Below are 25,697 nucleotides of genomic sequence, written 5' to 3'. Positions count from 1 at the left end.
GTCAGCCATGCCGCGGTGCTGGCTACACTGGCTCCCCGTGATAACCCTGCGCAACGTCACCAAGTCGTATCAGACCTCGACGCGGCCCGCGCTGGACAATGTCTCCGTAGATATCGGAAAAGGCGAGTTCGTCTTCGTTATCGGCCCCTCGGGGTCCGGAAAGTCCACGTTCATGCGGTTGCTGCTCAAGGACGAGAAGCCGACCACCGGTGAGGTGTGGGTCGCCGACTTCCGGGTCGACAAGCTGCCCGGGCGCAGGGTGCCCAAGCTGCGTCAGCGCATCGGCTGTGTGTTCCAGGACTTCCGGCTGCTGCAGCAGAAGACCGTCGAGCAGAATGTGGCGTTCGCGTTGGAAGTGATTGGCAAATCACGAGCATTCATCAATCGCTCGGTGCCCGAGGCGCTCGACATGGTCGGGCTCGCGGGCAAGGCCGACCGGCTGCCCGGCGAACTCTCCGGCGGTGAACAGCAGCGGGTCGCGCTCGCGCGCGCCTTCGTGAACCGGCCGCTGGTACTGCTGGCCGACGAACCGACCGGCAACCTCGACCCGGAGACCAGCGCAGACATCATGACCTTGCTCGAACGCATCAATCGCACCGGAACCACGGTGGTCATGGCCACCCACGACAACACCATCGTCGACGCCATGCGGCGGCGCGTGGTCGAACTCGATCGCGGGCGCATCGTGCGCGACGACGAGATGGGCGTCTACGGGGTGGGTCGGTAATGCGCGTCGGATTCCTGTTCAGCGAGGTCTTCACCGGCCTGCGGCGCAATGTCACCATGACCATCGCCATGATCCTGACGACCGCGGTGTCGCTGACCATGCTCGGCGGCGGTCTGCTGGCGGTGCGCATGGCCGACAAGATTCAGGACTACTACGTCCAGCGCGTCGAAATCCGGCTCTACCTCGACGATCAGGTGTCGAAGACCGATCCGGACTGCACCGGGCAGCCGTGCGCGGCGCTCATGTCGGATCTGAAGAAGCACGCGCATGTGGCGAGCGTGCAGTTCGTCAACAGCGCCGACGCGGTGAAGGAGGTCAAGGAGACCACCTTCAAGGATCAGCCGGGGCTCGCCGACGAGGTGAGCAAGGACGGGCTGCCCGCCTCGTTCCGGGTGAAGCTCGACGACGTCACCGAATACCGGTCCATCTATGACGATTTCTCCAAGCGGGCCGGGGTCATGACGGTGCTCAATGACATGGACATCGTGGACCGGCTGGTCAGCTTCTTCGTCGGATTGCGCAATGCCGCATTCGGTTTGGCGGCACTGCAGGCTCTTGCCGCCTTGCTGCTGATCGCGAATATGGTTCAGGTGGCCGCGCTCGCCCGCAAGACCGAAGTCGGCATCATGCGACTGGTCGGCGCGACGCGGTGGTACACGCAGCTGCCGTTCCTGCTGGAAGCGGTGCTGGCCGCGTTGGTCGGATCGGTGCTGGCCATTGCCGGTCTGTTCGTCGCGCAACCGCTGGTGATCAACCGGGCGCTCGGGTCGCTGTTCAATGACCAGGTGCTGCCGCGCATTACGGGCGATGACATTGCCGCCGTTGCGATGATCGTCACACCGATCGGTGTCGGATTCGCCGCGCTGACGGCATATGCCGCCTTGCGCTACTACGTCCGCGAGTGAGGGTGCGAAGTTCGGCTATTACGCGCCAACGGGGCTCGAGCTGTCGGATGGTGTCCGTAGGATTGCGGCCGTGAGCGCGCCGGAGGTCGAAACCGTAGCTGTCGGGAACCTGGGTGACGCCGGAAATGATCCGGCACACCAGGTTTTGCGAAAGACCTTCGGGTACGACAGTTTTCGCGGGCCGCAGCGGGAGATCGTCGAACAGGTGATCTCCGGCGGCGACGCGCTGGTGTTGATGCCCACCGGTGGCGGAAAGTCGCTGTGCTATCAGATTCCGGCGCTGGTGCGGCCGGGCGTGGGCGTGGTGATCTCGCCGCTCATCGCCCTGATGCAGGATCAGGTGGACGCGCTCAATGCCGTCGGCGTGCGGGCCGGATTCCTGAACTCGACGCAGTTCCCGGACGAACGGCGCACGGTCGAGGCGCAATTCGTGGCGGGGGAGCTGGATCTGCTCTATCTCGCGCCGGAGCGGTTGCGGCTGGAGTCCACGGCCGCGCTGTTGGATCGGGGCAAGATCTCCGTCTTCGCCATCGACGAGGCGCACTGTGTGTCGCAGTGGGGCCACGATTTCCGGCCCGACTACTTGGGGCTGTCGCTGCTGCACGAGCGGTGGCCGGATGTGCCGCGCATCGCTTTGACCGCGACGGCCACCGAGGCGACCCGCAAGGAGATCGCCGAGCGGCTGGATCTCACCCGCGCCAAGCACTTCGTGGCCAGCTTCGACCGGCCGAACATCCAGTACCGGATCGAGGCCAAGAATCGGCCGGAGCACCAACTGCTTTCGTTCATTCGCACCGAGCACGCCGGGGACGCGGGCATCGTGTACTGCCTGTCGCGCAATTCCGTCGAGAAGACCGCGGCGTTCCTGACCGCCAACGGTGTGGAGGCCGTGCCGTATCACGCGGGTCTGGACAACCGCACCCGCGCGACGAACCAGGCGCGCTTCCTTCGGGAGGACGGCCTGGTCGTGGTGGCCACCATCGCGTTCGGTATGGGCATCGACAAACCGGACGTGCGCTTCGTCGCGCACCTGGATCTGCCCAAATCGGTCGAGGGCTACTACCAGGAGACCGGCCGCGCGGGTCGCGACGGGCAGCCGTCCACCGCGTGGATGGTCTACGGCCTCAGCGACGTTGTGCAGCAACGGAAGATGATCGACTCCTCCGACGGCGACGCCATGCATCGCCGTCAGCTGCAACTGCACCTGGATGCCATACTCGCGCTGTGCGAGACCGTCCAATGCCGCCGCGTCCAGCTGCTCGCCTACTTCGGCCAGCAGGGCGAGCGCTGCGGCAACTGCGACACCTGCCTCAACGCCCCCGAGGCGTGGGACGGCACCGTGCCCGCCCAGAAGGTGCTTTCCACCGTGCTGCGCCTGAAACGTGAACGCGGCCAGAGCTTCGGCGCGGGCCACATCGTCGACATCCTCATCGGCAAGCGGAATCCCAAGGTGGAACAGCACGCCCACCACGAGCTCAAGGTCTTCGGCATCGGCACCGAACTCCGCGATATCGAATGGCGCGGCGTCATCCGCCAGCTCCTGGCCCAAGGCCTGCTCGCCGTGCACGGCGACTACGGCGTCCTCACCCTCACCGAGGCCAGCAACCAGGTCCTGTTCGAAAAGCGCGAAGTCATGCTCCGCCGCGAACCCGAACGCGCCAAGGCCACCCGAACCCCCAAGCCCGCCAAGGCCTCCCGCCTCGCCGCCGCCGACCTCGACCGCGCCGACACCGACCTCTTCGAAAAACTCCGCGCCTGGCGCGCCGCCACCGCCAAAGAACAAGGCGTCCCCGCCTACGTCGTCTTCCACGACGCCACCCTCCGCGAAATCGCCACCCGCAAACCCACCACCCTCTCCGACCTCGCCGGAATCTCCGGCATCGGCGAAAACAAGCGCGCCAAATACGGCGAGGGAGTCCTCGAGCTCGTCGCCAACGCGACAGGCACCACCGCACCCGGCTCGGCAGACCCTGGCGCGGGTGCCCCCGCAGGATCCGCCGACAGCGGCTTGGCCGGAGCTCTGCGCGAAACCTTGAGCTCCCCAGCGGTTTCCGCGTCCCCAACGACCGCTTCGGCTACACGGTCCACGCCGTCGGCGGGCGGGTCGAGGTTCGGCCCCGCAGCGAATGCCCGCCCGTCCTCGGCAATGCCGGATTCGCCGCGTTCATCCCGTTTTGATTCGAGCCCGGGTCGTGGCATCACCACCGCACCGCCATCGAATTTCGCTGCGGCCGATGAAATCCCGTGGCCCGACGAGGCCCCGCCCGACTTCGACGACCTTCCACCGGACTACCAGTAGGTCGGCCACCGCATGAGTATCGATATGCAGAAGGTGGCGGCTGAGATACGGGAGCGGCTGGGGGAGGCTGGGTTTTCGGAGGAGGGGGCGGCTAATCGGGCGGTGTTGGCGTTGGCGGAGGAGGCGGGGGAGTTTGTTGGGGCGTATCGGCGGTGGTCTGGGCAGGCTCGGCGGACAGGGACGTTCGAGGAGATGCGGGCCGAGTTGGCGGATGTGGTGATTGTGGCGTGGTTGGCCGCCGGGGAGCTCGGGATCGATCTCGAGGAGGCGGTGGCCGACAAGTTGGCCGTCATGTCCGAGCGTGGCTGGCGCGATCCGGTGGCGGAGTGACGGGTGCGGTGAGCTCGGGCACAGCGCTCAGCAGCGGATTTGGTTGCTGGGCGGCGGCAGGATAAGCTTTCGGAGCTGCCGCGGTCGAAGATCGCAGCAAGCGCCCTGGTCCCGTCGTCTAGCGGCCTAGGACGCCGCCCTCTCAAGGCGGTAGCGCGGGTTCAAATCCCGTCGGGACTACTGTGAAGGCCCTTCAGTGAAAACTGAAGGGCCTTTTCGCATTTCGGCCCCTGCACCGCCGATCCGGAAAATCATTGGCGCGCAGCGGGATGCGCTCGCTACCGTTGATCTCGGCCGCTACCAAGGGGCGCACCGGAATCTCCGGACCGCGTTCCCCGCGTCGGGTACGGCCTTTCCTGGTAACGCAGACCAAATCTGCCGAGGTTCGACTCCTTGACGTGATGCGCCCTGCCCGGTCGTGGGCGGTGTCACGGCTCTGCGAGCTCTCTGTCCGATGTCATGTCGATGGCAATGGACGGGGGAGGCTCCCGCCGTGCGCCGTGGCCGGGCAGGGCGTATCCGGTCGTGCCCGAAAACCAAGTACCGGAAGGAGATTGGCATGTTCAACAAGTCCACCTACACCACTGTCATGGACTGGCAGCGCACACTGCTGTTCCGTGACGGCGTTCTCCAGCAGGTGCTGGAACCGGGCCGCCACCGCTACGACACCGAGCGCTGCACCCTGGTCACCGTCGATATGCGCCCGCGCGTGCTGCAGGTCGGCGGCCAGGAGCTGCTGACCCGCGACGGCCTCTCGCTGCGCGTGAGCTTCGCCGCCGACTGGGTCGTGACCGATCCGGTCGCGTTCACCACCGGCGCGCAGTACGCCGAGACCGTCCTCTACGGTGCGGTCCAGGAGGTCGCGCGCGACCTGGTCGCCGCGCACGCCCTCGACGAGCTGGTCGCCGACCGCACCCTGCTGGGCACCGGCAAGGACGCGGTCGCCGCGCAGGTCGAGCACCTCGGCATCCGCGTCGACAGCTTGCGCGCCAAGGACCTCATGCTCCCGGGCGAGCTCCGCAAGGCCGCCCTCGAAACGGTCCTGGCCCGCGAACGTGGCCGCGCCGAGCTCGAGCGTGCCCGCGCCGAGGCCGCCGCCCTGCGCTCGCTGGCCAATACCGCCAAGCTGCTCGCCGAGAACCCGGCCCTGCTGCGCCTGCGCACCCTGCAGGTCGCCGCGGTTCCGGGCACCAAGGTCGTCCTCGACGCCACCGGCGAGGAATAAACGGCTGGCGGCGGTCATTAGAGTTGACCGTTATGAAGGAAAAGGGTCGCAAGGTGATCGCCAGCAACAAGAAGGCGCGACACAACTACTCGATCCTCGAGACCTACGAGGCCGGGGTGGCGCTGGTCGGTACCGAGGTGAAGAGCCTGCGCGAGGGCAAGGCCTCGCTGGTCGACGCCTACGCCTCCATCGACGACGGCGAGGTGTGGCTGCGCGGCCTGCACGTCCCCGAGTACGGGCACGGCACCTGGACCAATCACGCCCCCCGGCGTACCCGCAAGTTGCTGCTGCACCGTCGCGAGATCGACAAGCTGCTCGGCAAGACCAAGGAGTCGAGCCTGACCCTGGTCCCGCTGTCGATGTACTTCTCCGACGGCAAGGTCAAGGTCGAGCTCGCCCTCGCCAAGGGCAAGCAGGACTACGACAAACGCCAGGACCTGGCCCGCCGCGACGCCGAACGTGAGGTCACCCGCGAACTCGGCCGTCGCATCAAGGGCATGCGCGGCTGAGCCACGGGTTCGGCCGGTCGGCGGCGCGTTAATGGAATGAACCAAGGTTTGTTCGGTGTTAGGATAGGTAGCCCGGTGAGAGCCGGGTTGTTCATCTGAATCGTTGAACACAGACGGGGCTGAACGGTTTCGACTGCGTACGTTGATTCAGGGGAAGCGTGTCGGTGCAGGCAGGAGACCACCGTATAAGCGTCGCTGTAACCCTATAAGCGCCGATTCCAATCAGCGCGACTACGCTCTCGCTGCCTAAGCAACGAAGCGTGTCTGTCAGCCCGGGTTCGCCCTCGACCCGGTCCCTGGCATCAGCTAGAGGGCTCTACCGTCCGACCCGGTCGCGGGGCCGGACGGGACACCAAACAGCGACTGGGATCGTCATCTCGGCTTGTTCGCGTGACCGAGAGATCCAAGTAGAGGCATAGCGAACTGCACACGGAGAAGCCCTGAAAATGCGGCGGAGGACCCGGGTTCGATTCCCGGCAGCTCCACCAAAGGCCCTCTGATCTGGACCCCAGATCAGAGGGCTTTTTCATGGGCCGGTATCGGGAGCTGGCCTAGTTGCAGGCGAATTTGCCGGGTCGGGCGGCGAAGGTGGTCAGCACCAGATCTTCCACCAGGAGCACGTGCTCGGTGGGGTGGTCGGCGGTGCGGTTGTGGTTGGCGGGGCCGATGTTGTCGTGGGGGCGATCGTGGTAGTCGGTGGGACCGTGGTGGTGGCGTGGGCGCAGTTCCATTCCCAGGGCGCACACGTCGTGGTGGTCGGAGGGGGCGGTGTCGTGGTCAGGCCGCAGTTCCACTGCCATGGCTGGCACTGCGTTGTGGTCGGCGGTGCGGTAGTGGTCGTCGGGACCGTTGTGGTGGTCGTCGGGACGGTGGTGGTGGTCGTCGGGACCGTTGTGGTCGTCGGCGGGACGGTGGTGGTGGTCGTCGGGACCGTTGTGGTCGTCGGCGGGACGGTGGTCGTGGTCGGCGGGACGGTGGTGGTCGTCGTCGGGGGGACCGTAGTCGTAGGTGGAGCTACGGTCGTGGTGGGGGGCGGCACGGGATCGGCGCTGAGCACAGTCACGATGGCAGTGGTGTCACCACCCAAGCCGTTTGCGTGGAAGTAGGCCTGGCCCGGGTGGTCCGGGGTCCATTGAATGGTGGCTGTGCAACCTGAAGCGGGGGCTCGGCCCAGTTCCTCAACGTAGTTGCCCGGGGATGTCACGACGTAGAACCGAATCGTCGATCCGCAGATGATCGTGTCTGTGGCCGTCGCGGTGTAGGTTCCGCCGACATGGAAGGTGTCACCGATGACTCTGACGCTCTCACCATTGCCCGAGCCGGTGACATCCGACGAGGCGGATGGCGCCAGAGCCGTTGCGACGGCAGCAGCCGCGGCAACGCCGGCCCCCGCGATCATCAGATGGGTGCGGGTAGATCTCATGCTGTTCCTCTTCTTGCCGCACAACGCGCACGCGTGGAATGCGTCGGTCTGCGTCATTTCTCAGTGGCATATTTCGGCCGCGCGATCCGCCATACGGGATCACTCTGCGGTAAGTCGGGGCCACTGCCGTGGCGTAGCCGAGCTACAACGGAACATCCCCGGTGACCGTGCCCGGGCGGGTTCGTTTCGTGGTCAAGCGCGGTTCCCCCCACCGAAATATCCTGTGGCACTCGGTTTGTGCCGCCCATCATGAGGGCTTCCGCATGCTATCCGGACGGTGAAGTCAATTGGCTTCAATGAATAGGTCGCCGTATCGGTCAATTGCGTGGGTATGACCGTCAGTGCGGCGAGTAGGTCCGGTCGCCGCCACGCGAACGAGCCGAGCCCCGCGCCCGGGAATCACGTACTACGTGAAAGCGCCAGCAGTCAGCCGGTCTTCGGCACAGCGGCTACGGGTGCAGACGGCCGCGCGGGCGCGTGCGCCTCAGTTGGTGCGGTTGGCGTAGTTGTGGGGGAGTTTGCTTGGGGGGCGGTCGATGACGGTGTCGTCGTTGGGGTTCCGGGTTTCGAGGAAGGTGATGCGGCCGGTGGAGGCGACCAGGGTTTGGGGGTAGGTGGGGCCCTTGTCGCGTTCGGCGGTGATTTCGTCGAGGTTGTCTTCGTAGCGGGCGAGGGTGGGTTCGGGGTAGTCGAGCATCCAGTGGGGGTAGCAGATGGTGGTGTGGATGCGGCGTTCGCCGAGCCAGGCGATGAGGACGGTGACCGTGCCGGTGGGTTCGACCCAGGCGATTTTGTACATGTCGCCGCTGAGTTGGAGCATTTTGGCCGGTTGGTGGGTGGACCAGCGGCCGAACATGGGGCCCAGTAGGCAGCGGAAGGCGACGGTGTGTGAATTGCGTACGTAGAGCTCGTATTTCCAGCCGTTCTCGTACGCGTAGATCAGGTGTCGCCCGACGATGCCGGATAGGTCCCCGGCCAGGGCGGGGGCGGCAGCGGCGTCTTCGGCGCTCATCGCTAACTCCTCTCGGCCGACCTGCGTCAAGACCCGGGTGTCGCTGGCCAGCGTATCCCACGGCCGGACGGGGTCGGCGGAATCGCGGTGAGCACAACCCGTGGCGGCACTCCTGCGCTTCGCTAACGTTCTCGGGCGGACGCTGACTGTGGAGGAGTTCTGGTGACGACCGAATCGACCCTCGATACCGCACTATCCGCCCTCGAAACCCCGCTGCACCCGCTCGACGACGTGGTGCGGACCTCGCTGCGCGGCGCGCATCACCGCTTCGCCGAATGGTCGGGCCGGATCGGCCGCTACGACCCGGAGGTCGCTCGATTCGTGGGTCACCCGCCGGTGCTGGACGAGCAGGACTGGTCGGATCTGGCCAACCTGCTGGGCCCGGGCGGCATTACCGGTCTGCGCGGCGAAGGGCATGAGCCGCCGCAAGGTTGGACGGTCCTGGACCGATTCGGCTCGGTGCAGATGGACGGCACCGGCCTGCGGGTCGCCCACGACCCGGAACTCGAGGTGCTGACCGCGGCCGATGTCCCCGAGATTCTGGAACTGATCGCCCGCACCCAGCCCGGACCGTATGCGCCGCGGACCATTGAAATGGGTACGTACCTGGGCATTCGGATCGACGGTCGCCTGGTCGCGATGGCGGGGGAGCGACTGCACCCGCCCGGCTGGACCGAAATCAGCGCGGTCTGCACCGACGCCGAGTTCCGGGGCCGCGGCTTCGGCTCGCGCCTGGTGCGCGCGGTTGGGGCGAGAATCCGCGACCGCGGCGAGATTCCGTTCCTCCATGCCGTCGCCCACAACGCGACGGCGATCAGCCTGTACGAGACGCTCGGTTTCACCCTGCGCAAGCGCGGAACGCTGACCCTCGTACAGGCTCCCGCCTAGTCGAGTCAGCCGTTGGCGGGCTGGCTTACCTGATTGAGCAGACCGTCGGCGGCACCGACCGCCGCGCCCACACCCGCGCCCAGCGCGGCGAAGGGCGCCGCGACCATCGCATAGCCGAGCGCCGCGCCCACCACCGGAACGATCACCAGGCCGATGGGCGCGAACGGAAGTCCCGCGATGAGCCCGGCCACGACGCCGATCAGCGCACCCGAACTGGCGATGGGCGCGGCGGCGGTGGCCCCGACCGCCGTCCCGATGGCTGCGTCGCCGACGACCGCGCTGGCGATATGGCTGGCCCGCGCGCGATCGAGACCGGCCGCTTCGAGTGATTGGGTGAGCGCGGATTCCGCACCCGCCGCGGCGGCGTTGATCTGCTGGGTCTGCTCGACCGTCAACCACACCGGTTGCTGGAGTTGGACGGTGCCGATGCGGATCGACGAGTCGGGGATATCGGTGGCGGGCTGGGTCACCGCGGGCGGATCCTCGGCGAGGGCGGGCGGTGCGCCGAGTAAGGCGAGGGAGACGGGGAGGGCCGCGGCAAGGGCGAGCAGGGCGGCGCGGCGGCGCGCGGGGCGAAGCGGACGGGTGGGCCGGTATGTGCCCATAGGGAACCTCATTCCGAAACATCGATGCCTATCGCATCGGATTCGGAACGGACGGCGGTTCGGATATGTACCGAATCCGCCATTGTGAAAATGGTTGGGGCCCAGCCCCTTCGCCTCCGGGCCCCGACCGGTCAGCCCTGGCGCATCCGCGGACCCGGGCCGCCCCAGTTGTGATGGCCGTGATGCCCGTGGTGCACCAGCACCAGCAGCCCGACGATGTACAGAACGGCGAACAGCACGAACAGCGCCCCGCCAATCCACAGCGAAAGGATGCCCAGGTACCGGGCCCGATGGGACGCGTACCGAGCCCCCTCGACGTCCCCCTCGCTCCAGAGCGGAAAGACGTTGAGCGCGTGGGTGAATGCGGAGAACGACAGCGGCCAGAACAACAGCAGGGACGCCACGGCCCAGCCAATATTGTTGGGCGGGCGGACAGGTGTCGGTGGCTGACTGGTTGCCGGAGCCGCGGTAGCCTCGGGAAGCTGGGTTGTTCGGGGCTCTTCTGGCGTTGCGGCCGGTTCGGGGGTGGTCATGGCGTAATCCTTTTCGAATTGCCTGGTCCGCGAGTTTTCGCGAGCTGTATGGGGTCGATTACGCGCCTCGTGGCTGGTAATTGGCCGTGAACCGTCGGTGAGATTGCTGCGTAGGAGATACGGGTTATGAGATTCGCTCGCACGTTTGCTGTTGTTCTCGGCGTCCTCGGATTGGGCGGCCTGTGTGCGGCGGGCACCGCCGCGGCCGACCCGGTGACGATTCCCTTTCAGATCAATGCCGCGCCCTTCGGAAATCCGGGTGGAAGTTTCGACGCCTTCCCCGCCCGCTGCGCCGCCGTGGTCGGCGACCAACCCGGTGTGGTGGTGATCACCGGTGCGAACGCGGGCGGCTGGGGGTGTTTCAACTCTCAGCCGATCAACTGGATCAACCTGTCCACGGGCGCGACCGGAGTCGCGACCCTCTCCGATGGCTTGAACGGAATCCCTTCCGCCGCAACGCTGTACACGGGACCCGGCCAGGTGGTGGTCATGCTCGCGCCCGGCGGTACCTATACCCCGGGATTCGCGACCTTCGCCGTGCCCTGATCCGACACAGCCCCCGGAATTTCACCACCGCGACGGACCGGCGGGTACGGTCCGTTGGCTGTGGGGACTGCTATTCGACAACTACTGCGCGTTGGTCTGGCGTTGGTCGCGGCGTGTGTGGCCGCGGGACCGGCGCGGGCGGATGTCGCCGGTGTGGACGGGCCGTTGGAAAGCTGTGCCCAACTGGCCCTGCCCGGGCCGGTGGGCCCGCCGTATTCGCTCTATTCCGCGCCCAATCCGGGCGGCGGGCTGGGTGCGCTGGCGGTCGCGGACGACACGACGTCGGCGCGACTTCCGCGCAGCGTGGGCCTGCGCACCGGACGCCAAGGCTTCAATGACGAATGGGCTTACGCCCTCGACGGCGGAAACCTGTACGTCACCACGGCCACCGGCGATTCCCCCTGGCGGAAAGCTTGGCTACCGTCCTGCTTGGCCGGAAAGCTCACCACCCTCTCGGTGGACGGCAATATGCTGATGGCCACCGACGCCACGGGCCGCATCTACACCATGGGCAATGCCGCCCACGGCCCCGAAACCTGGGCCTGGACTTCACGATTCGGCGCACCGGTCTGGTTCGGTCCGTTCGGCCAGCGGGTCCGCAACGGCTCGCGCGCCTGGAGCCTGTCCTGGCTGGACAATCGGATTCCCTCGCTGATTCCGGCCAACCGCCCGGGCTTCTGGGATCAGGGCGGTTTCTGGAACGACTCGGCCGACAACCGCCAGCCGGTCGGCGGCGCGGGCGTGACCACCGTGTATGTGCTGAGCCCACAGGGGAATCGAATCACCATCCTGGATCCGTGGCTGCCCGGCGGCGATCTCACCGCGCCCGACGACTACTCCTATGAACTGTCGGGCCCGAAGAACGGCCGCTTCGAAGCGGTCAATCTGAGCGCGGCGGGCTCGACCACCTTCGTGATCAACCGCTACGGCGACATGTACACGCGCCTGTGGGATTTCGACATCTCCGGCGCGGACAATGTCTTCTTCCGCTACTCCTACCAAGACCAGCGCGGAAAACCCGTGGCCCCCAACGTGAACATGGCCGTGATCGACAATATCGTCGGCCCGCACGACTATGCCGCCTACCAGCTGCCCGCCCCGGATTGGGTGCGCCAGCCCAAGATTCCCGGCGAGATCACCTCGGCCATCAGCATCCACCAGACCGGCGGCGACACCGCCGACCGGGAGCTGCGGGTGGAGGGGCGCAGCGGCGGTCGAAATGGATACTGGCACAAGCCAATCGACCCTGCGACGAGTTGGCGGTTCGAGGCCACCGACGCGGATCTCACCGCCGACCCACTCGACAATCCGGCCGGAGACCACTCCGAGGAGACTCTCGCCCCACCCTCGGGCATCGACTACACCTACGCCGATTCGGCGCAATGGACGTTGCGCGTCAACAATTTCGACTACGCCGCCTCACCCGCACCGCTGCGCCTCTGCGCCGGAGGCGACTGCGTCGATCTACGACTGCGCCTGGTGGATTCCCTGCGGATGTTCCGCGCCGCCGACGGCCTGACCGCGACCCCGCGTGAGTATCTCGGTGCCATCGAGGTCCCTCAGGAGGTCCTCGACGCACTCCCCGGCAAGTCCCCAGCCCTCGCCGCCGCCATCCAAACCCTCACCGGCACAACCACCCTGCGCGAAATCAAGGCGAGCGCGACCCTCGGTGACCTGACCCTGCAACTGCCGACCGGCCCGCTGGTGCTGCGCCGGACCTGACCTATTGCAGGTCCGCGGACAGCGCCTCGGCGACTTCCGTCAGCAACGGGGTGGCCCGATCCACCAGATCCTCGGTCATCCGACCCACCGGACCGGACACCGAGATCGCCAGGCGCGCAGGGGCTTTGGGGACAGCGACGGCGACACACCGCACCCCGAGCTCCTGCTCGCCCTCGTCCATGGCGTACCCGCTGCGCGCGGTCTCCTCGAGCTGTCGCGCGAACTCGTCGGGATCGGTGATGGTGGAGTCGGTGTAGCGCGGCATCCCGGTGCGCTGCAATAGATTCCGCGTCAGCTCCGGCGGCGACCCGGCCAGGATGGCCTTGCCCACGGCCGTGCAGTGCGGCAGCGCCCGCCGTCCCACCTCGGTGAACATGCGCATGGAGTGCCGCGACTGGACCTGCGCCACATAGACGATCTGATCCCCGTCCAGCATGGCCATATTCGCCGATTCGCCGAGCTCGTCGACCAGCCGCTGCAGGTGCGGCCGCGCCAGCACCGCGAGCATCTGCGAGGAGCTCTCCCCGAGTTTGATCAGCTTGGGCCCCAGCACATATTTGCGCGACGGCTCCTGATGCAGATACCCCAGATCGACCAGGGTGCGGACCAGCCGGTGAATGGTGGGCAGCGGCAGCCCCGATTCCGTGGCCAGCTGGGACAGGCCCATCATGCCGCCCTCGTCGGCCATCAACTCCAGCAGTCCGAACGCGCGCTCGATGGATTGCACGCCCCCGCCACCGGCCTTGGGCCCCTTTGCTGCGGGCACTCCCGGTCCTCCTTCATTTTTCCGAATGCCGGAATAGTAGCCTGAGCCCCATGCGGCTACGCGCGGAGTTCACGACCGAACCGTTCCATGGCGAAGGGGAGGCGCCGCCCCATGCGGTGGCGGCCCTCGAGCTCGCCGAATCGGCCGGTCTGGAATGCGATTTCGGTCCGCTGGGCACCTCGGTGGCCGGATCGGACGACAAACTACTGCCGGTGCTGGGCGAGATCATGGTGGCCGCCTTCGCGCACGGCGCGACGAGAGTGACGATGCAGGTCGAACACGATGACTGAACGTTCGCCGGGCGAGCAGCACCCGGTGCTGGTGACGCTCGCCCCGATTCTCGAGAAGACCGGCGGCCGCCTGGTGCCGCCCAATAACGCGACCGCCGACGACATCCCCGTCGTCTGGGAGGGCGAGACCCTGGCCTGCGTGCGCTTCGGCGCACCCGAGCCCGACACCCACGGCGGCCTGGAGAAGCTGCTCGACGAGGTGGCGGCGGAACTGGGCGGTCCGCTGACCGGTCTACCCCGCGCCGACAAGCAGCGTGCCGTGCGACTGCTGGAGGAGCGGGGCGCGTTCACGTTCCGCAAGTCCGCCGAGACCGTCGCCGCGGCGCTCGGGGTCACCCGCTTCACGGTCTACAACTACCTCAACCGCGAGCGCGCCTGAATCGACCTGCCGCCCCGCGGCGTTCACGCCCGTCCGGGCGGCCCAATCGGCCGACAGATATATATTCAACGAACTGTTGACCCTGCTTTGTGGCGCGTGCCACTGTTCTCGTCTAGCGGAATGACCCTTCCGCTGTTCGAGAGAGGTACGCCAATGGAGACGAGCCGCGAAGCTGAATCCACGCCGGGCGAGGCAGATTCCACGCCCGGCCGACATCCCGTCGACGTCGTTCCCCCGCCGTTCCAGCTCCTCGCGGGCGGCCTGCAGCACATCGCGGCCATGGTCGCCGGAGTCGTCGCCCCGCCGCTGATCGTCGGCGCCGCAGTGGGTTTGGGCACCGGCGAGACGGTCATGCTGATTACCGCGAGCCTGTTCACCGCCGGTCTGGCGACCCTGTTGCAATCGCTGGGCTGGTGGCGGTTCGGCGCGCGCCTGCCGCTGATCAATGGCGGCTCCTTCGCCGCGGTCGGCCCGATCCTGGCCATTGCCAAGGACGCCGCCCCGGGCCGGGCGCTGCCGGTCATCTTCGGCGCGACGCTGGTGGCCGGCGCCATGGCGGTCTTCGCGGCCCCGTATTTCTCACGGCTGCACCGGTTCTTCCCGCCGATCGTCGGCGGCACGGTCATCTCGCTCATCGGTTTGTCGCTATTGCCGGTCGCGCTGGGTTGGATCAGCGGCGCGGGCGAGGGCGCGATGGGCGAGGCGCACGTGCCGATGAAGAACCTTGCGGTCGCGGGGTTCTCGCTCGTGGTCGTGCTGCTGTGTCACCGATTCCTCACCGGCATCGGCCGACAGTTGGCCCTGCTCATCGGCCTGATCGCGGGCGCACTGCTGGGATGGCCACTGGGACTGCTGGATACGGGTCCCGTGCGCAGCGCCGCGCTTGTCGGCTTCATCCCGCCCTGGCACTTCGGCGCACCGGAATTCCAGATCGGCGCGATCGTCTCGCTGTGCATCGTGATGCTCGTGGTCATGACCGAATCCACCGCCACCATGATCGCGCTCGGCGAGATCGTGGAGCGTCCCGCCGCGGAACACCACATCGCGGGCGGTCTGCGCGCCGCGGGCATCGGCACCATGCTGGCCTCGGTCATGGGCGGATTCGCCTGTGGCGCTTTCGCTCAGAACGTCGGCCTGGTCGCTCTCACCAGGATGTACAGCCGCTATGTCGTGGCCGTCAGTGGCGCGCTCCTGGTCCTGCTCGGCCTGTTCCCCGTGGCCAGCGCGGTAGTCGAACTGGTCCCCAAACCCGCCCTCGGCGGCACCGGCCTGGTCCTCTTCGGCACGGTCGCCGCCAGCGGCATCCGCACCCTCGCCAAGGCCGATCTGGGCGACCCGATCAACTCGCTGATCGTCGGCGTCTCCCTCTTCATCGGCATGACCCCGACGGTGGCCCCGTCCTTCTATCAGGGCCTACCCGGCCCCTTCTCGATCATCTTGGCCTCCGGTATCAGCGCGGGCTGCGTGACGGCCCTGGTGCTCAACCAGCTCTTCCGCAACCGCGCGGCCAACGTTCTGGCGGCAGCCCCCGCGGCTGTTGAAAAACCCGCTTGTTGAGTGCGTTGACCAGCAGTTTCGGTATATTTTCAACAAAATGTTGACGAAGTCGTGTGGCCCGTGCCACGCTCTCCTCTAGCGGAATCACCCTTCCGTTATCCGAGAGAGGTAGCGCCAATGGTGACGTTGGTCGAATTCAATTCGACAGCGAGTGAAGAACTCTTGCCGGTCCTGCTGACCTGCTGTGACGCCCCGAGCTGGGCGGACGGCGTGCTGGCGGCCCGGCCCTACGCCGATATCGACGGCGTGCTGGCCCACGCCGACAAGCTGGCCGCGAGCCTGCCCGCCTCCGAGGTGGACCGCGCACTTTCAGCACACCCCCGCATCGGCGATCGGGTCCAGGGCAGCGACACCCACTCCGCGTGGTCGCGTCAGGAACAGTCCGGCGTCAGCCAGGACGAATCCGTGGCCGCGCGGCTGCTGGAGGGCAACCTCGCCTACGAGAAGCGCTTCGGCAGGGTCTTCCTGATCTGCGCCACCGGCCTGTCGGCCGAGCAGATCCTGGCCAGCCTCACCGAACGCCTCACCAACGATGACGAGACCGAGGCGGCCGTGGTCGCCGAGGAACTCCGCAAGATCGCCGTTCTCCGCCTGCGAAAGGTATTCGACGCGTGAGCACCATTACGACGCACATCCTCGACTCCGCGCTGGGCAAGCCCGCCGCCGGTGTCGAGGTGCGGCTGGAACAGGTCACCCCGGTCGCCCGGGATGTGGCCCAGGGCAAGACCGATGACGACGGCCGGATCAAGGATCTGGGCCCCGAGGGTCTCGAGGCCGGGAACTACCGCCTCACCTTCGACATCGAAAGCTATGCCGCCGCAACGAATCAGACCTATTTCTACCCGTCGGTCTCGATCACCTTCAAGGTCGCCGGGGAAGCGGGCGAGCACTACCACGTGCCCCTGCTCATGAGCCCCTTCGCCTATTCCACCTACCGAGGAAGCTGAACTCACATGGCAATCAAGCTGGGACAGAACCAGTACGGCAAGGCCGAGAACCGCGTCGTTCGCATCTACCGCGACACCCCGCGCCACCAGATCCGCGACCTGAACGTCTCGACCTCGCTGCGCGGTGAGTTCTCCGACGCCCACATCACCGGTGACCAGGCCGACGTGCTGCCCACCGACACCCAGAAGAACACCGCCTTCGCCTTCGCCAAGGAGAAGGGCATCCACTCCATCGAGGAGTACGGCCTCACCCTGGCCGATCACTTCATCTCCCGTGCCCCCACCGCCACCGGTGCGCGCATCGAGGTCGAGGAGTACGCCTGGGATCGCATCGAGGTCGACGGCCAGCCGCACGATCACTCGTTCGTGAAGTCGGGCCAGGGCGTGCGCACCACCGTCGTGAACGTCGACGGCGTCGGCCCGGACCGCGTCGCGCACGTGGTCTCCGGTGTGAAGGATCTCGTACTCCTCAAGAGCACCGGCTCGGAGTTCCACGGCTTCTTCAAGGACAAGTACACCACCCTGCAGCCGACCACCGACCGCATCATGGCGACCTCGCTGGTGGCCAAGTGGCGCTACAACCACACCGATGTCGACTGGGACAAGACCTACGACGCCATCCTGAAGGTGCTGCTGCGTCAGTTCGCCGTGGTGCACTCCTACGCGCTGCAGCAGACCCTCTACTCGATGGGCCGTGCCGTGCTGGAGCAGTTCACCGAGGTCGCGGAGATCAAGTTCTCGGCCCCGAACAAGCACCACTTCCTGGTCGACCTGAGCCCCTTCAATGTCGAGAACCCGGGCGAGGTCTTCATCGCCGCGGATCGTCCGTACGGCCTCATCGAGGCCACCGTCGAGCGTGACGACGCCCGTGACGCGGGCAACGCCTGGACCGCCATCCCGGGTTTTTGCTGAGTCGATAGCTGAGTTTGTAGGAGGTGCGGCGATGGGCGACGACCATAGCCGCGTGGAAGTGACCGTGACTCGCCCGGAGGATCAGCGTTATTCGCTCTGGCAGTCCCTGGTCTACGGAACTCAGCACATCCTGACGATGTACGGCGGTGTGATCGCACCGCCGCTCATCGTGGGAGGCGCGGCCGGACTCTCGGTCTCGGACATGGCGCTGCTGGTGACAGCGGGCCTGTTCGTCTCGGGTCTGGCGACTCTGCTCCAAACCCTGGGCATCGGCCCGATCGGCTCCAGATTGCCGATCGTGCAGGGTATTTCGTTCGTCAGCGTCTCGACGATGGTGACCATCGCCAGTGAGGGCGGGCTGCGGCCGGTCTTCGGCGCCATCATCGTCGCGGGCGCGATCGGGTTGGTGCTCTCCAGCTTCTTCGCGAAGCTGGTGCGCTTCTTCCCCTCCGTGGTAACGGGAACGATCATCACGGTGATCGGACTCTCGTTGCTGCCCACCGCTTTCCGATGGGCGATGGGCAACAATGCCAAGGCCGCCGACTACGGCTCGATGGGCAATATCGGCTTCGCGGGACTGACCCTGGTCATCATCCTGGTGATCAGTCGCCTGTTCCAGGGCGCGATCTCGCGGCTGTCGATCCTCATCGGCCTGGTGATCGGCACGATCATCGCGGCGATGACCGGCCACACCGATTTCTCCGGAGTCCGCAAGGCCGACATCTTCGCGCTGCCGCCGATCCTGCACTTCGGCGGGCCGACCTTCCAGGTCGGGGCCATCGTGTCCATGACCATCGTGATCCTGGTGATCATGGTGGAGACCACCGCCGACGTGCTCGCCATCAGCGAAATCGTCGGTACCGAAGCCGATTCCAAGCGGGTGGCGGCCGGTCTGCGGGCCGACATGCTGTCCTCCGGCGTCGCACCGTTGTTCGGCAGCTTCCCGTGCAGCGCCTTCGCACAGAACGTGGGGCTGGTCGCGCTCACCGGCATCAAGAGCCGATTCGTGGTCGCGACGGGCGGTGTCGTGCTCGCACTGCTGGGCCTGTTCCCGGTGGTCGGCGCGGTAGTGGCCGGGATTCCGTATCCGGTTCTCGGCGGCGCGGGCATCGTGTTGTTCGGATCCGTTGCGGCGAGCGGCATTCGCACGCTGGCGCGGGTCGACTTCACCGACAACCTGAATATGGTCCTGGTGGCCGTGGCGGTCGGTGTGGGCGTGATTCCCATTGCGGCACCGACGTTCTGGGACAAGTTCCCGACCGGCATCGGAGTTGTCATGCACTCCGGCATCTCGGCGACCGCCATCGCGGCGATCGTGTTGAACCTGGTGTTCAACGAGATCCGGCGCGGAAACAAGCCCGGCGCTTCGGTGTTCGCGGCGGCGGACGACGCGAAGGACGACTTGGGTGATCGTCTGGACGACAACATCCGTTGATCGTACCGATCGTGTAGTCGCACAGTACTGGCTAGTAGCTCCCGGGACTCCTTGACGGGATTGTTTTGGGAGCACTAGCATTTTCATATCCCAGAAAAACATTTCCGCATTGCGGAAAATAGGGCAGAAGCTCGAAAGACGCTCTGCGGAAACGACTGGAGGGATTCCATGACGCACTCGCTCAACTACGCCGTGAACTGCTCGCTGCTGTTCACCGAGCTCCCGATCCTGGAGCGCGCCGCCGCTTCCAAGGAGGCGGGCTTCGACGCCATCGAGTTCTGGTGGCCCTTTGCCGAGGCCGTGCCGTCCGACAAGGACGTGGACGCCTTCGTCGCCTCCGTGCAGAACGCCGGTGTGCAGCTGATCGGCCTGAACTTCTTCGCCGGTGACATGCCGGGTGGCGACCGTGGCCTGGTGTCGTGGCCCGCGCGCGCCGCGGAGTTCAAGGACAACATCGACGTGACCGTCGGCATCGGAGAGCGCTTGGGTATCAAGGCTTTCAACGCCCTGTACGGCAACCGCGTGGATGACGCCACCCCGGAGGAGCAGGACAAGCTGGCCGTGGAGAACCTCTCCGCCGCGGCCGTGGCCGCCGCCCGCATCGGTGCCACCATCCTGGTCGAGCCGGTCTCCGGCGCGCCCCGCTACCCGCTGCTGACCGCCGCCGACTGCCTCGGCGTCATCGACAAGGTCCAGGCGCACTCGGGCGTATCCAACATCGGTCTGCTCGCGGACCTCTACCACCTCGCCGTCAACGGCGACAACGTGGACAAGGTGATCGCCGAGCACACCGCCCGCATCGCGCACGTGCAGATCGCCGACAACCCGGGTCGCAATGAGCCCGGCACCGGCGAACTTCCGATCGACGAGCAGCTGACCGCCCTCGAGGCCAACGGCTACCGCGGCTGGGCCGCGCTCGAGTACAAGCCGTCCGGCGCGACCGTCGACAGCTTCGCCTGGCTCCCGCGCGAGCGTCGCGCCGCCAAGTAATCACCAAAGACTTTCACCCCCAACGACTTAGGAACAGATCATGAGCACCATTGCTTTCATCGGCCTCGGCATCATGGGCAGCCCGATGGCCGTCCACCTGCAGAACGCGGGCCACACCGTCAAGGGCTTCGACCTCAACCCCGCCAACGCGCAGAAGCTCGTGGACGCGGGCGGCCGCGCCGTCACCTCGATCGCCGACGCCGTGCGCGGCGCCGACGTGGTCGCGGTCATGGTTCCGGACTCCCCGCACGTGCAGGCCGTACTGGCCGGTGAGAAAGGCGTTTTCGAGACCGCCGAGCCCGGCGCGCTGATCATCGACTTCTCCTCCATCCGCCCGGATGTCACCCAGGAGCTGGCCAAGCAGGCCGCCGAGCGTGGCTTCCGCCTGATCGACGCCCCGGTCTCCGGTGGCGAGCCGGGTGCGGTCAACGCCACCCTGTCGATCATGGTCGGCGGTTCGGCCGAGAACTTCGAGGCCGCCAAGCCGTACCTGGACACCGTCGGCAAGACCATCGTGCACGTGGGCACCAATGGCGCGGGCCAGACCGTGAAGGCCGCCAACCAGCTCATCGTGGCCACCAACATCCAGGCCCTGGCCGAGGCCGTGGTCTTCCTCGAGGCCTACGGCGTCGAGCTCGGCCCGGCCCTCGATGTGCTCGGCGGCGGCCTGGCCGGTTCGGCCGTGCTGAACCAGAAGCGCGACAAGATGGCCAACCGCGAGTTCGCCCCGGGCTTCCGGATCGACCTGCACCACAAGGACATGGGCATCTTCACCACCGCCGCCCGCGAGGCGGGTCTGGTGACCCCGGCCGGTTCGCTCATCGCGCAGCTGGTCGCCTCGGCCCGCGCCAATGGCGACGGCCACCTGGACCACTCTGCACTGCTGCGCGGCGTCGAGCGCCTGAGCGGCAAGCTGGACAAGGAGAACTGACCAACATGGCACGCATGCGTACCGTCGACGCGGCGGTCCTGATCCTGGAAAAGGAAGGGGCCACACAGGCTTTCGGCCTGCCCGGCGCCGCGATCAACCCGTTCTACTCCGCCATGAAGAAGCACGGTGGCATCAAGCACGTGCTGGCCCGCCACGTCGAGGCCGCTTCGCACATGGCCGAGGGCTACACCCGCGCCCAGGCCGGGAACATCGGCGTCTGCATCGGCACCTCGGGCCCCGCGGGCACCGACATGGTGACCGGGCTGTACTCCGCCTCCGCGGATTCCATTCCGATCCTGTGCATTACGGGCCAGGCCCCGGTGGCCAAGCTGCACAAGGAGGACTTCCAGGCCGTCGACATCGCGTCCATCGCGAAGCCGCTGGCCAAGTGGGCGACCACCGTGCTCGAGCCCGCCCAGGTGCCGGGCGCCTTCCAGAAGGCGTTCTGGCTCATGCGCGAAGGCCGTCCGGGCCCGGTGCTGATCGACCTGCCGATCGACGTGCAGCTGGCCGAGATCGAGTTCGACATCGACACCTACGAGCCGCTGCCGGTCACCCGTCCGGCCGCGACCCCGGCGCAGGCCGCCAAGGTGCTGCAGATGCTGAACGAGGCCAAGCGCCCGCTGATCATCGCGGGCGGCGGCATCATCAACGCCGACGCCTCCGAGCTGCTGGTGAAGTTCGCCGAGCTGACCGGCGTCCCGGTGGTCCCGACCCTGATGGGCTGGGGCACCATCGCCGACGACCACGAACTGCACGCGGGCATGGTGGGTCTGCAGACCTCCCACATCTACGGCAACGAGTCGCTGCTGGCCGCGGACTTCGTGCTGGGCATCGGCAACCGGTGGGCCAACCGCCACACCGGCGCGCTGGACGTCTACACCAAGGACCGCACCTTCGTGCACGTCGACATCGAGCCGACCCAGATCGGTCGCGTGTTCGCGCCCGACTACGGTGTCGTCTCCGATGCCGGTGCCGCGCTGGAGCAGTTCATCGCGGTCGCCGAATCCCTCGACAAGGTCGGCGGTTTGACCGACCACAGCGCGTGGGTGAAGGAGGTGCGCGCCAAGCGCGCCACCGGTCAGCGCAAGACCCACTTCGACAACGTGCCGCTCAAGCCCGCGCGTGTGTACGAGGAGATGAACAAGGCGTTCGGCCCGGAAACCCGCTACGTGACCACGATTGGTCTGTCGCAGATCCAGGCCTCGCAGATGCTGCACGTGTACAAGCCGCGGCACTGGATCAACGCCGGTCAGGCCGGTCCGCTGGGCTGGACCCTGCCCGCCGCGCTGGGTGTGGCCACCGCGGTCAAGGACGAGCCGGTCGTGGCGCTCTCGGGTGACTACGACTTCCAGTTCCTGATCGAGGAATTGGCCGTCGGCGCGCAGTTCAACATTCCGTACATCCATGTGCTGGTGAACAACTCGTACCTGGGCCTGATCCGTCAGGCGCAGCGCGCGTTCGACATGGACTACTACGTGCAGCTGGACTTCGAGAACATCAACTCGCCCGAGGTCAACGGCTACGGCGTGGACCACGTGAAGGTCGCGGAAGGCCTGGGCTGCAAGGCGATTCGCGTCTTCAACCCGGAGGACATCGGTCCGGCCTTCGAGAAGGCCAAGTCGATGATGGCCGAGTACAAGGTGCCGGTCGTGGTCGAGTGCATTCTCGAGCGCGTCACCAACGTCTCCATGGGTGCGGCCGGGATCGACGCGATCACGGAGTTCGAGGAGCTGGCCTCCGCGTTCGCCGACGCCCCCACCGCAACCGTCCCGCTGGACTAAAAGGATTCCGCCTCATGGCTCGTGTGCTGATCGCCTCCGACAAATTCAAGGGCTCGCTGACCGCGGTGCAGGTCGGAGCTGCCGTGCGAGCCGGAATCCGGCGGGCGCGACCCGATGCCGAGGTGTCGGTCGTGCCCGTGGCCGACGGCGGTGACGGCACCGTCGCCGCCGCCCTCGCGGCAGGTTTCGACGCGGTTCCCTTGACCGCGTCGGGACCGACCGGAGAACCGGTGCTGACCGCCTACGCCCGCCGAGAGGATCTCGCGGTCGTGGAGATGGCGGACGTGTCGGGCCTGGTGCGGCTGCCGGACGGCCTGCTGCGACCGATGACCGCCACCAGCCGGGGCACCGGCGAGGTGATCGCGGCCGCGGTCGCGGCGGGATGCCGCCGCATCGTGCTCGGCATCGGCGGCAGCGCCGGAACCGACGGCGGCGCAGGTCTTTTGGAGGCGCTCGGTGCCCGTCTGCTCGACGCCGATGGCCAGCCCATCGGCGACGGCGGGGCGGCTCTCACCCGGGTGCACTCCATCGACCTGACCGCCCTTCGGGAGCTGATGGACGGCGTCGAGGTCATCGTGGCCTGCGATGTCGACAATCCGCTCACCGGACCCCACGGGGCCGCTGCGGTCTACGGACCGCAGAAGGGCGCCGATCCGGCCCAGGTGGCCGAGCTGGACGCCGCGCTCGGGCAGTGGGCGCAGCGGCTGGCCGCGGAGCTCGGGGCGGATCGGCGTGCCGGGACATTCGACGAGCTGGCGGGCTCCGGCGCCGCGGGGGGCGTCGGATTCGCCGCCTTGGCGGTGCTGGGCGCGACCCTGCGGCCGGGTATCGAATTGATGCTGGAATTGGTTGGTTTCGAGGCTCAGCTGGCCGGGGCCGATCTGGTGATCACCGGTGAGGGCAAGCTCGACGAGCAGACCTTGCACGGTAAGGCACCGGCCGGGGTCGCGGCCGCCGCACGCGCTGCGGGCGTGCCGGTGGTCGCGGTCTGCGGCCGCAACACTCTGCCGGAGGATCGCTTGCGCGACACCGGATTCGCGGCGGCGTACTCGCTCATCGAGATCGAACCGGATGAGCAGCGGTGCTTGAGTGCCGGGGCGATGTTGTTGCAGCAGTTGGGCGTTCGGATCGCGTATGAGCATCTCGCCGGTGGCCCGGGCGTGGCGGCGGCGGTGGCCGACCAAGCAGGAGGTGATTCGTGAAACTGTTGCGAGTAGGTGCCAAGGGCTCCGAAAAGCCTGCGGCCATTGATGATTCGGGCGTGATCCGGGATCTTTCGGCGTTCGTGGCCGATATCGACGGTCAGCTCCTGGGTGATCCATCCACACTGGCCACCGTCCAGCGTGCCCTCGCCAGCGGCGGCCTGCCCGAGGTGGACTCCGCGCAGCGGATCGGAGCCCCGATCGCGCGGCCCGGCAAGGTGATCGGTGTCGGGCTCAACTACACCGACCACGCCGCGGCCATCGGCGCGGCCATTCCCGAACGGCCGGTGGTGTTCCTCAAGCCGGGCACCACGATCAGCGGGCCCTACGACGCCATCGAAATCCCGCGCGGCAGCCAGGCCACCGATCACGAGGTGGAATTGGGCGTGGTGATCGGGCAGCGGTTGCGCGACTGCCCGGATCCCGCGACCGCGCTGGGGGCGGTCGGCGGGTACGTCACCGCGAACGACGTCACCGAGCGCAATGGCATTGCGGGCGAACCGACCTGGGTCAAGGGCAAGTCGTACGACACCTTCACGCCCATCGGTCCCTGGCTGGTGACCCCCGACGAGGTCGCCGAGCCGCAGTCGCTGAGCCTGCAGCTGTGGGTGAACGGTGAACGGCGGCAAGAGGGTACGACCGGGAACATGGTCGCGGGGGTCGGCGAGCTGCTGGCGTACCTGAGCTCGCTGATGACCCTGGAACCCGGCGATCTGGTGTTGACCGGGACCCCGGCGGGCGTCGCGGTCAGTCGGCCGGAGCCGAAACCCTATCTGCGCGACGGGGATGTCGTCGTTGCGGAGGTCGCCGGTTTGGGGCGGCAACAGACTTTGGCCACCGGCATGCGCGGGTGAGGATTCCCGAGGGGGCGTACGACGGCGCAGCTGGGGTGCCAGTACGTCGCAGCGGGAGTATTCGAACGGCCCGGTCGCTGTGGAGACCGGGCCGTTCGTCCTGTCCGGGGGTCGGCGATCACGCGGACTTGTTGCCGCCCAGGCTGAACTGCACGCCGGTGGGGTCGGTGACCGCGGCCAGACGGCCGTAGGGGGTGTCCTCGGCGGGACGCAGGATGGTGCCGCCGAGTTCGGCCACCTTGCGCACGCTCGCGTCGACATCCTCGACACCGAAGTAGACGGTCCAGTAGCCGGGCACGCCGGGCGGCAGGAAGGTGGTCGCGTCCATCACGCCGCCGAGCATGGGGGTGGTGGAATGGATTGTGGTGTAACGGAACTCGGGGGTGTCGCCAATGGTGAACGGGTCCTGCCAGCCGAACACCTCGCGGTAGAACTTCAGCGCGTCGTCGTAGGTGCGGGTGTGCAGTTCGAACCAGGAGGGCGCGCCGACGTGGCCGTCCCAGTGGCCGTCGCCGACGATGCCGCGCAACTCGAAACCGCCCATGGTGCCGGACTCCCACGCGCCGATGCCGACGCCGCCGTTGTCGCCGAAGATGGCGAACTTGCCGAGGTCGCCGACGGCCATCGGGGGCATGACGACCATGCCGCCGGACGCGGCCACCGCCTCCGCCGTCCGCTCCACATCGGGGGTGTCCAGGTAGACCATCCACTGGCTGGGGCCGCCGCTGCCGTCATTGCGCATGCCGCCCGCCACCGCCTTCCCGTCCTTGCGGAAGGTGATGTAGTCGCCGTGCTCGGGGGCGACTTCGGCCGTCCAGCCGAACAATTCGCCGTAGAAGGCGATGGCGCCGTCGGTGTCGGTGGTGAACAGATCGGTCCAGACCGGGTCTCCCGGTCGCGTGCTGTCGGACATGAGAACTCCTCGG

Annotated in this window: 27 protein-coding genes, 1 tRNA gene, 1 other RNA gene and 1 pseudogene; 24 read left to right on the top strand and 6 right to left on the bottom strand. The window is 67.2% G+C overall.

Going from position 1 to position 25,697, the window contains the following annotated elements; all coding sequences use genetic code 11:
- The first annotated feature begins 37 nt into the window (after positions 1–37).
- The 8 genes and pseudogenes from ftsE to ssrA all read left to right on the top strand — a co-directional run bounded on the left by ftsE (position 38) and on the right by ssrA (position 6,483).
- Entirely contained in the window at positions 38–727 is a 690-nt protein-coding gene (ftsE, locus tag VMT40_RS17225; protein ID WP_326306829.1) for a cell division ATP-binding protein FtsE, read from the top strand.
- Positions 727–1,632, top strand: coding sequence for a permease-like cell division protein FtsX (gene ftsX / locus VMT40_RS17220; protein ID WP_326359249.1), 906 nt, complete (start codon positions 727–729; stop codon positions 1,630–1,632). The genes ftsE and ftsX overlap by 1 nt, the downstream gene beginning before the upstream one ends.
- A 109-nt stretch (positions 1,633–1,741) precedes the next feature.
- Positions 1,742–3,565: pseudogene (recQ, locus tag VMT40_RS17215) on the top strand (DNA helicase RecQ); the annotation flags it as partial.
- 378 nt (positions 3,566–3,943) lie between these two features.
- Positions 3,944–4,261 (top strand): MazG nucleotide pyrophosphohydrolase domain-containing protein, encoded by a 318-nt coding sequence (locus tag VMT40_RS17210; protein ID WP_326359248.1) that lies wholly within the window; start codon positions 3,944–3,946, stop codon positions 4,259–4,261.
- A 107-nt stretch (positions 4,262–4,368) separates the two neighbouring features.
- A tRNA-Glu gene (locus tag VMT40_RS17205) sits at positions 4,369–4,441 on the top strand.
- Positions 4,442–4,820: 379 nt separating this feature from the next.
- On the top strand, positions 4,821–5,486 hold the full coding sequence (locus tag VMT40_RS17200) for a slipin family protein (protein WP_326359247.1): 666 nt from the start codon (positions 4,821–4,823) through the stop codon (positions 5,484–5,486).
- Positions 5,487–5,518: 32 nt separating this feature from the next.
- Positions 5,519–5,995, top strand: a complete 477-nt coding sequence (gene smpB / locus VMT40_RS17195) for an SsrA-binding protein SmpB (RefSeq protein WP_326306834.1) — start codon at positions 5,519–5,521, stop codon at positions 5,993–5,995.
- Positions 5,996–6,110: 115 nt separating this feature from the next.
- Positions 6,111–6,483, top strand: a transfer-messenger RNA (tmRNA) gene (gene ssrA / locus VMT40_RS17190).
- Positions 6,484–6,546: 63 nt separating this feature from the next.
- On the opposite strand, the gene VMT40_RS17185 is transcribed toward ssrA, so the two are convergent.
- The gene (locus VMT40_RS17185; RefSeq protein WP_326359246.1) at positions 6,547–6,795 is read right to left on the bottom strand and encodes a hypothetical protein; all 249 of its coding nucleotides are present in this window, start codon (positions 6,793–6,795) and stop codon (positions 6,547–6,549) included.
- 33 nt (positions 6,796–6,828) lie between these two features.
- Between VMT40_RS17185 and VMT40_RS17180 the strand changes: the two genes are divergently transcribed.
- Positions 6,829–7,101, top strand: a complete 273-nt coding sequence (locus VMT40_RS17180) for a hypothetical protein (RefSeq protein ID WP_326359245.1) — start codon at positions 6,829–6,831, stop codon at positions 7,099–7,101.
- An 801-nt stretch (positions 7,102–7,902) separates the two neighbouring features.
- Here VMT40_RS17180 and VMT40_RS17175 read toward each other — a convergent pair.
- A complete protein-coding gene (locus tag VMT40_RS17175) occupies positions 7,903–8,430 on the bottom strand; it encodes a phenolic acid decarboxylase (RefSeq protein ID WP_326359244.1) in 528 nt (175 codons plus the stop codon).
- A 162-nt stretch (positions 8,431–8,592) separates the two neighbouring features.
- On the opposite strand from VMT40_RS17175, the gene VMT40_RS17170 reads away from it, so the two are divergent.
- On the top strand, positions 8,593–9,318 hold the full coding sequence (locus VMT40_RS17170; protein WP_326359243.1) for a GNAT family N-acetyltransferase: 726 nt from the start codon (positions 8,593–8,595) through the stop codon (positions 9,316–9,318).
- Between the two features lie 5 nt (positions 9,319–9,323).
- Here VMT40_RS17170 and VMT40_RS17165 read toward each other — a convergent pair whose 3' ends face one another.
- Both VMT40_RS17165 and VMT40_RS17160 read right to left on the bottom strand, forming a co-directional pair.
- Positions 9,324–9,923, bottom strand: coding sequence for a hypothetical protein (locus VMT40_RS17165; RefSeq protein WP_326359242.1), 600 nt, complete (start codon positions 9,921–9,923; stop codon positions 9,324–9,326).
- 131 nt (positions 9,924–10,054) lie between these two features.
- Positions 10,055–10,456, bottom strand: coding sequence for a CD225/dispanin family protein (locus tag VMT40_RS17160; RefSeq protein ID WP_326359240.1), 402 nt, complete (start codon positions 10,454–10,456; stop codon positions 10,055–10,057).
- Between the two features lie 126 nt (positions 10,457–10,582).
- On the opposite strand from VMT40_RS17160, the gene VMT40_RS17155 reads away from it, so the two are divergent.
- Together VMT40_RS17155 and VMT40_RS17150 are read left to right on the top strand one after the other, a co-directional pair.
- Complete coding sequence (locus VMT40_RS17155; RefSeq protein WP_326359238.1) at positions 10,583–11,002, top strand: hypothetical protein; 420 nt, start codon at positions 10,583–10,585, stop codon at positions 11,000–11,002.
- 60 nt (positions 11,003–11,062) lie between these two features.
- Complete coding sequence (locus tag VMT40_RS17150; protein ID WP_326359237.1) at positions 11,063–12,724, top strand: hypothetical protein; 1,662 nt, start codon at positions 11,063–11,065, stop codon at positions 12,722–12,724.
- A 1-nt stretch (position 12,725) separates the two neighbouring features.
- Here the strand turns inward: VMT40_RS17150 and VMT40_RS17145 are convergent, their stop codons facing one another.
- Positions 12,726–13,490, bottom strand: coding sequence for an IclR family transcriptional regulator (locus tag VMT40_RS17145; RefSeq protein WP_326359236.1), 765 nt, complete (start codon positions 13,488–13,490; stop codon positions 12,726–12,728).
- Positions 13,491–13,540: 50 nt separating this feature from the next.
- Between VMT40_RS17145 and VMT40_RS17140 the strand changes: the two genes are divergently transcribed.
- The 12 genes from VMT40_RS17140 (at position 13,541) to VMT40_RS17085 (ending at position 24,771) form a co-directional block, all read left to right on the top strand.
- Positions 13,541–13,780 (top strand): thiamine-binding protein, encoded by a 240-nt coding sequence (locus VMT40_RS17140; RefSeq protein ID WP_326306854.1) that lies wholly within the window; start codon positions 13,541–13,543, stop codon positions 13,778–13,780.
- The gene (locus tag VMT40_RS17135) at positions 13,773–14,159 is read left to right on the top strand and encodes a helix-turn-helix domain-containing protein (protein WP_326359234.1); all 387 of its coding nucleotides are present in this window, start codon (positions 13,773–13,775) and stop codon (positions 14,157–14,159) included. The genes VMT40_RS17140 and VMT40_RS17135 overlap by 8 nt, the downstream gene beginning before the upstream one ends.
- A 153-nt stretch (positions 14,160–14,312) precedes the next feature.
- Positions 14,313–15,716, top strand: a complete 1,404-nt coding sequence (locus VMT40_RS17130) for a nucleobase:cation symporter-2 family protein (RefSeq protein WP_326359233.1) — start codon at positions 14,313–14,315, stop codon at positions 15,714–15,716.
- Positions 15,717–15,833: 117 nt separating this feature from the next.
- Complete coding sequence (gene uraD / locus VMT40_RS17125) at positions 15,834–16,331, top strand: 2-oxo-4-hydroxy-4-carboxy-5-ureidoimidazoline decarboxylase (protein WP_326359232.1); 498 nt, start codon at positions 15,834–15,836, stop codon at positions 16,329–16,331.
- Positions 16,319–16,663, top strand: a complete 345-nt coding sequence (uraH, locus tag VMT40_RS17120) for a hydroxyisourate hydrolase (RefSeq protein WP_326307458.1) — start codon at positions 16,319–16,321, stop codon at positions 16,661–16,663. The genes uraD and uraH overlap by 13 nt, the downstream gene beginning before the upstream one ends.
- 6 nt (positions 16,664–16,669) lie before the next feature.
- On the top strand, positions 16,670–17,575 hold the full coding sequence (gene pucL, locus VMT40_RS17115) for a factor-independent urate hydroxylase (RefSeq protein ID WP_326359231.1): 906 nt from the start codon (positions 16,670–16,672) through the stop codon (positions 17,573–17,575).
- A gap of 31 nt (positions 17,576–17,606) precedes the next feature.
- Positions 17,607–19,010: a nucleobase:cation symporter-2 family protein gene (locus tag VMT40_RS17110; protein WP_326359229.1), complete on the top strand. Its 1,404-nt coding sequence runs from the start codon at positions 17,607–17,609 to the stop codon at positions 19,008–19,010.
- 168 nt (positions 19,011–19,178) lie between these two features.
- Positions 19,179–20,000, top strand: coding sequence for a hydroxypyruvate isomerase family protein (locus VMT40_RS17105; protein ID WP_326359227.1), 822 nt, complete (start codon positions 19,179–19,181; stop codon positions 19,998–20,000).
- Positions 20,001–20,040: 40 nt separating this feature from the next.
- Entirely contained in the window at positions 20,041–20,931 is an 891-nt protein-coding gene (locus tag VMT40_RS17100; RefSeq protein WP_326359226.1) for a 2-hydroxy-3-oxopropionate reductase, read from the top strand.
- A gap of 5 nt (positions 20,932–20,936) precedes the next feature.
- Positions 20,937–22,715 (top strand): glyoxylate carboligase, encoded by a 1,779-nt coding sequence (gene gcl / locus VMT40_RS17095; protein ID WP_326359225.1) that lies wholly within the window; start codon positions 20,937–20,939, stop codon positions 22,713–22,715.
- A gap of 14 nt (positions 22,716–22,729) precedes the next feature.
- Positions 22,730–23,917: a glycerate kinase gene (locus VMT40_RS17090; protein ID WP_326359224.1), complete on the top strand. Its 1,188-nt coding sequence runs from the start codon at positions 22,730–22,732 to the stop codon at positions 23,915–23,917.
- The gene (locus VMT40_RS17085) at positions 23,914–24,771 is read left to right on the top strand and encodes a fumarylacetoacetate hydrolase family protein (protein ID WP_326359223.1); all 858 of its coding nucleotides are present in this window, start codon (positions 23,914–23,916) and stop codon (positions 24,769–24,771) included. Before VMT40_RS17090 ends, VMT40_RS17085 begins: the two co-directional genes overlap by 4 nt.
- A 118-nt stretch (positions 24,772–24,889) precedes the next feature.
- Here VMT40_RS17085 and VMT40_RS17080 read toward each other — a convergent pair whose 3' ends face one another.
- Entirely contained in the window at positions 24,890–25,684 is a 795-nt protein-coding gene (locus VMT40_RS17080; RefSeq protein WP_326359221.1) for a VOC family protein, read from the bottom strand.
- Positions 25,685–25,697 lie beyond the last annotated feature (13 nt).

The sequence above is a fragment of the Nocardia sp. CDC160 genome (assembly GCF_035818795.1).
In the GTDB taxonomy this organism is placed as follows: Bacteria; Actinomycetota; Actinomycetes; order Mycobacteriales; family Mycobacteriaceae; genus Nocardia.
The sequence above is the reverse complement of the archived record's forward strand: the minus strand, read 5'-3'. Positions and strand labels throughout refer to the sequence as shown.

Coding starts and splice junctions, on each gene's coding strand:
- VMT40_RS17185 (WP_326359246.1), bottom strand. CDS start 6,795: ATGGCAGTGGAACTGCGGCCTGACCACGACACCGCCCCCTCCGACCAC.
- VMT40_RS17090 (WP_326359224.1), top strand. CDS start 22,730: ATGGCTCGTGTGCTGATCGCCTCCGACAAATTCAAGGGCTCGCTGACC.
- VMT40_RS17200 (WP_326359247.1), top strand. CDS start 4,821: ATGTTCAACAAGTCCACCTACACCACTGTCATGGACTGGCAGCGCACA.
- VMT40_RS17135 (WP_326359234.1), top strand. CDS start 13,773: ATGACTGAACGTTCGCCGGGCGAGCAGCACCCGGTGCTGGTGACGCTC.
- VMT40_RS17155 (WP_326359238.1), top strand. CDS start 10,583: ATGAGATTCGCTCGCACGTTTGCTGTTGTTCTCGGCGTCCTCGGATTG.
- smpB (WP_326306834.1), top strand. CDS start 5,519: ATGAAGGAAAAGGGTCGCAAGGTGATCGCCAGCAACAAGAAGGCGCGA.
- VMT40_RS17165 (WP_326359242.1), bottom strand. CDS start 9,923: ATGGGCACATACCGGCCCACCCGTCCGCTTCGCCCCGCGCGCCGCCGC.
- gcl (WP_326359225.1), top strand. CDS start 20,937: ATGGCACGCATGCGTACCGTCGACGCGGCGGTCCTGATCCTGGAAAAG.
- VMT40_RS17140 (WP_326306854.1), top strand. CDS start 13,541: ATGCGGCTACGCGCGGAGTTCACGACCGAACCGTTCCATGGCGAAGGG.
- uraD (WP_326359232.1), top strand. CDS start 15,834: ATGGTGACGTTGGTCGAATTCAATTCGACAGCGAGTGAAGAACTCTTG.
- VMT40_RS17105 (WP_326359227.1), top strand. CDS start 19,179: ATGACGCACTCGCTCAACTACGCCGTGAACTGCTCGCTGCTGTTCACC.
- VMT40_RS17210 (WP_326359248.1), top strand. CDS start 3,944: ATGAGTATCGATATGCAGAAGGTGGCGGCTGAGATACGGGAGCGGCTG.
- VMT40_RS17080 (WP_326359221.1), bottom strand. CDS start 25,684: ATGTCCGACAGCACGCGACCGGGAGACCCGGTCTGGACCGATCTGTTC.
- pucL (WP_326359231.1), top strand. CDS start 16,670: ATGGCAATCAAGCTGGGACAGAACCAGTACGGCAAGGCCGAGAACCGC.
- VMT40_RS17160 (WP_326359240.1), bottom strand. CDS start 10,456: ATGACCACCCCCGAACCGGCCGCAACGCCAGAAGAGCCCCGAACAACC.
- VMT40_RS17100 (WP_326359226.1), top strand. CDS start 20,041: ATGAGCACCATTGCTTTCATCGGCCTCGGCATCATGGGCAGCCCGATG.
- VMT40_RS17110 (WP_326359229.1), top strand. CDS start 17,607: ATGGGCGACGACCATAGCCGCGTGGAAGTGACCGTGACTCGCCCGGAG.
- ftsX (WP_326359249.1), top strand. CDS start 727: ATGCGCGTCGGATTCCTGTTCAGCGAGGTCTTCACCGGCCTGCGGCGC.
- VMT40_RS17130 (WP_326359233.1), top strand. CDS start 14,313: ATGGAGACGAGCCGCGAAGCTGAATCCACGCCGGGCGAGGCAGATTCC.
- VMT40_RS17175 (WP_326359244.1), bottom strand. CDS start 8,430: ATGAGCGCCGAAGACGCCGCTGCCGCCCCCGCCCTGGCCGGGGACCTA.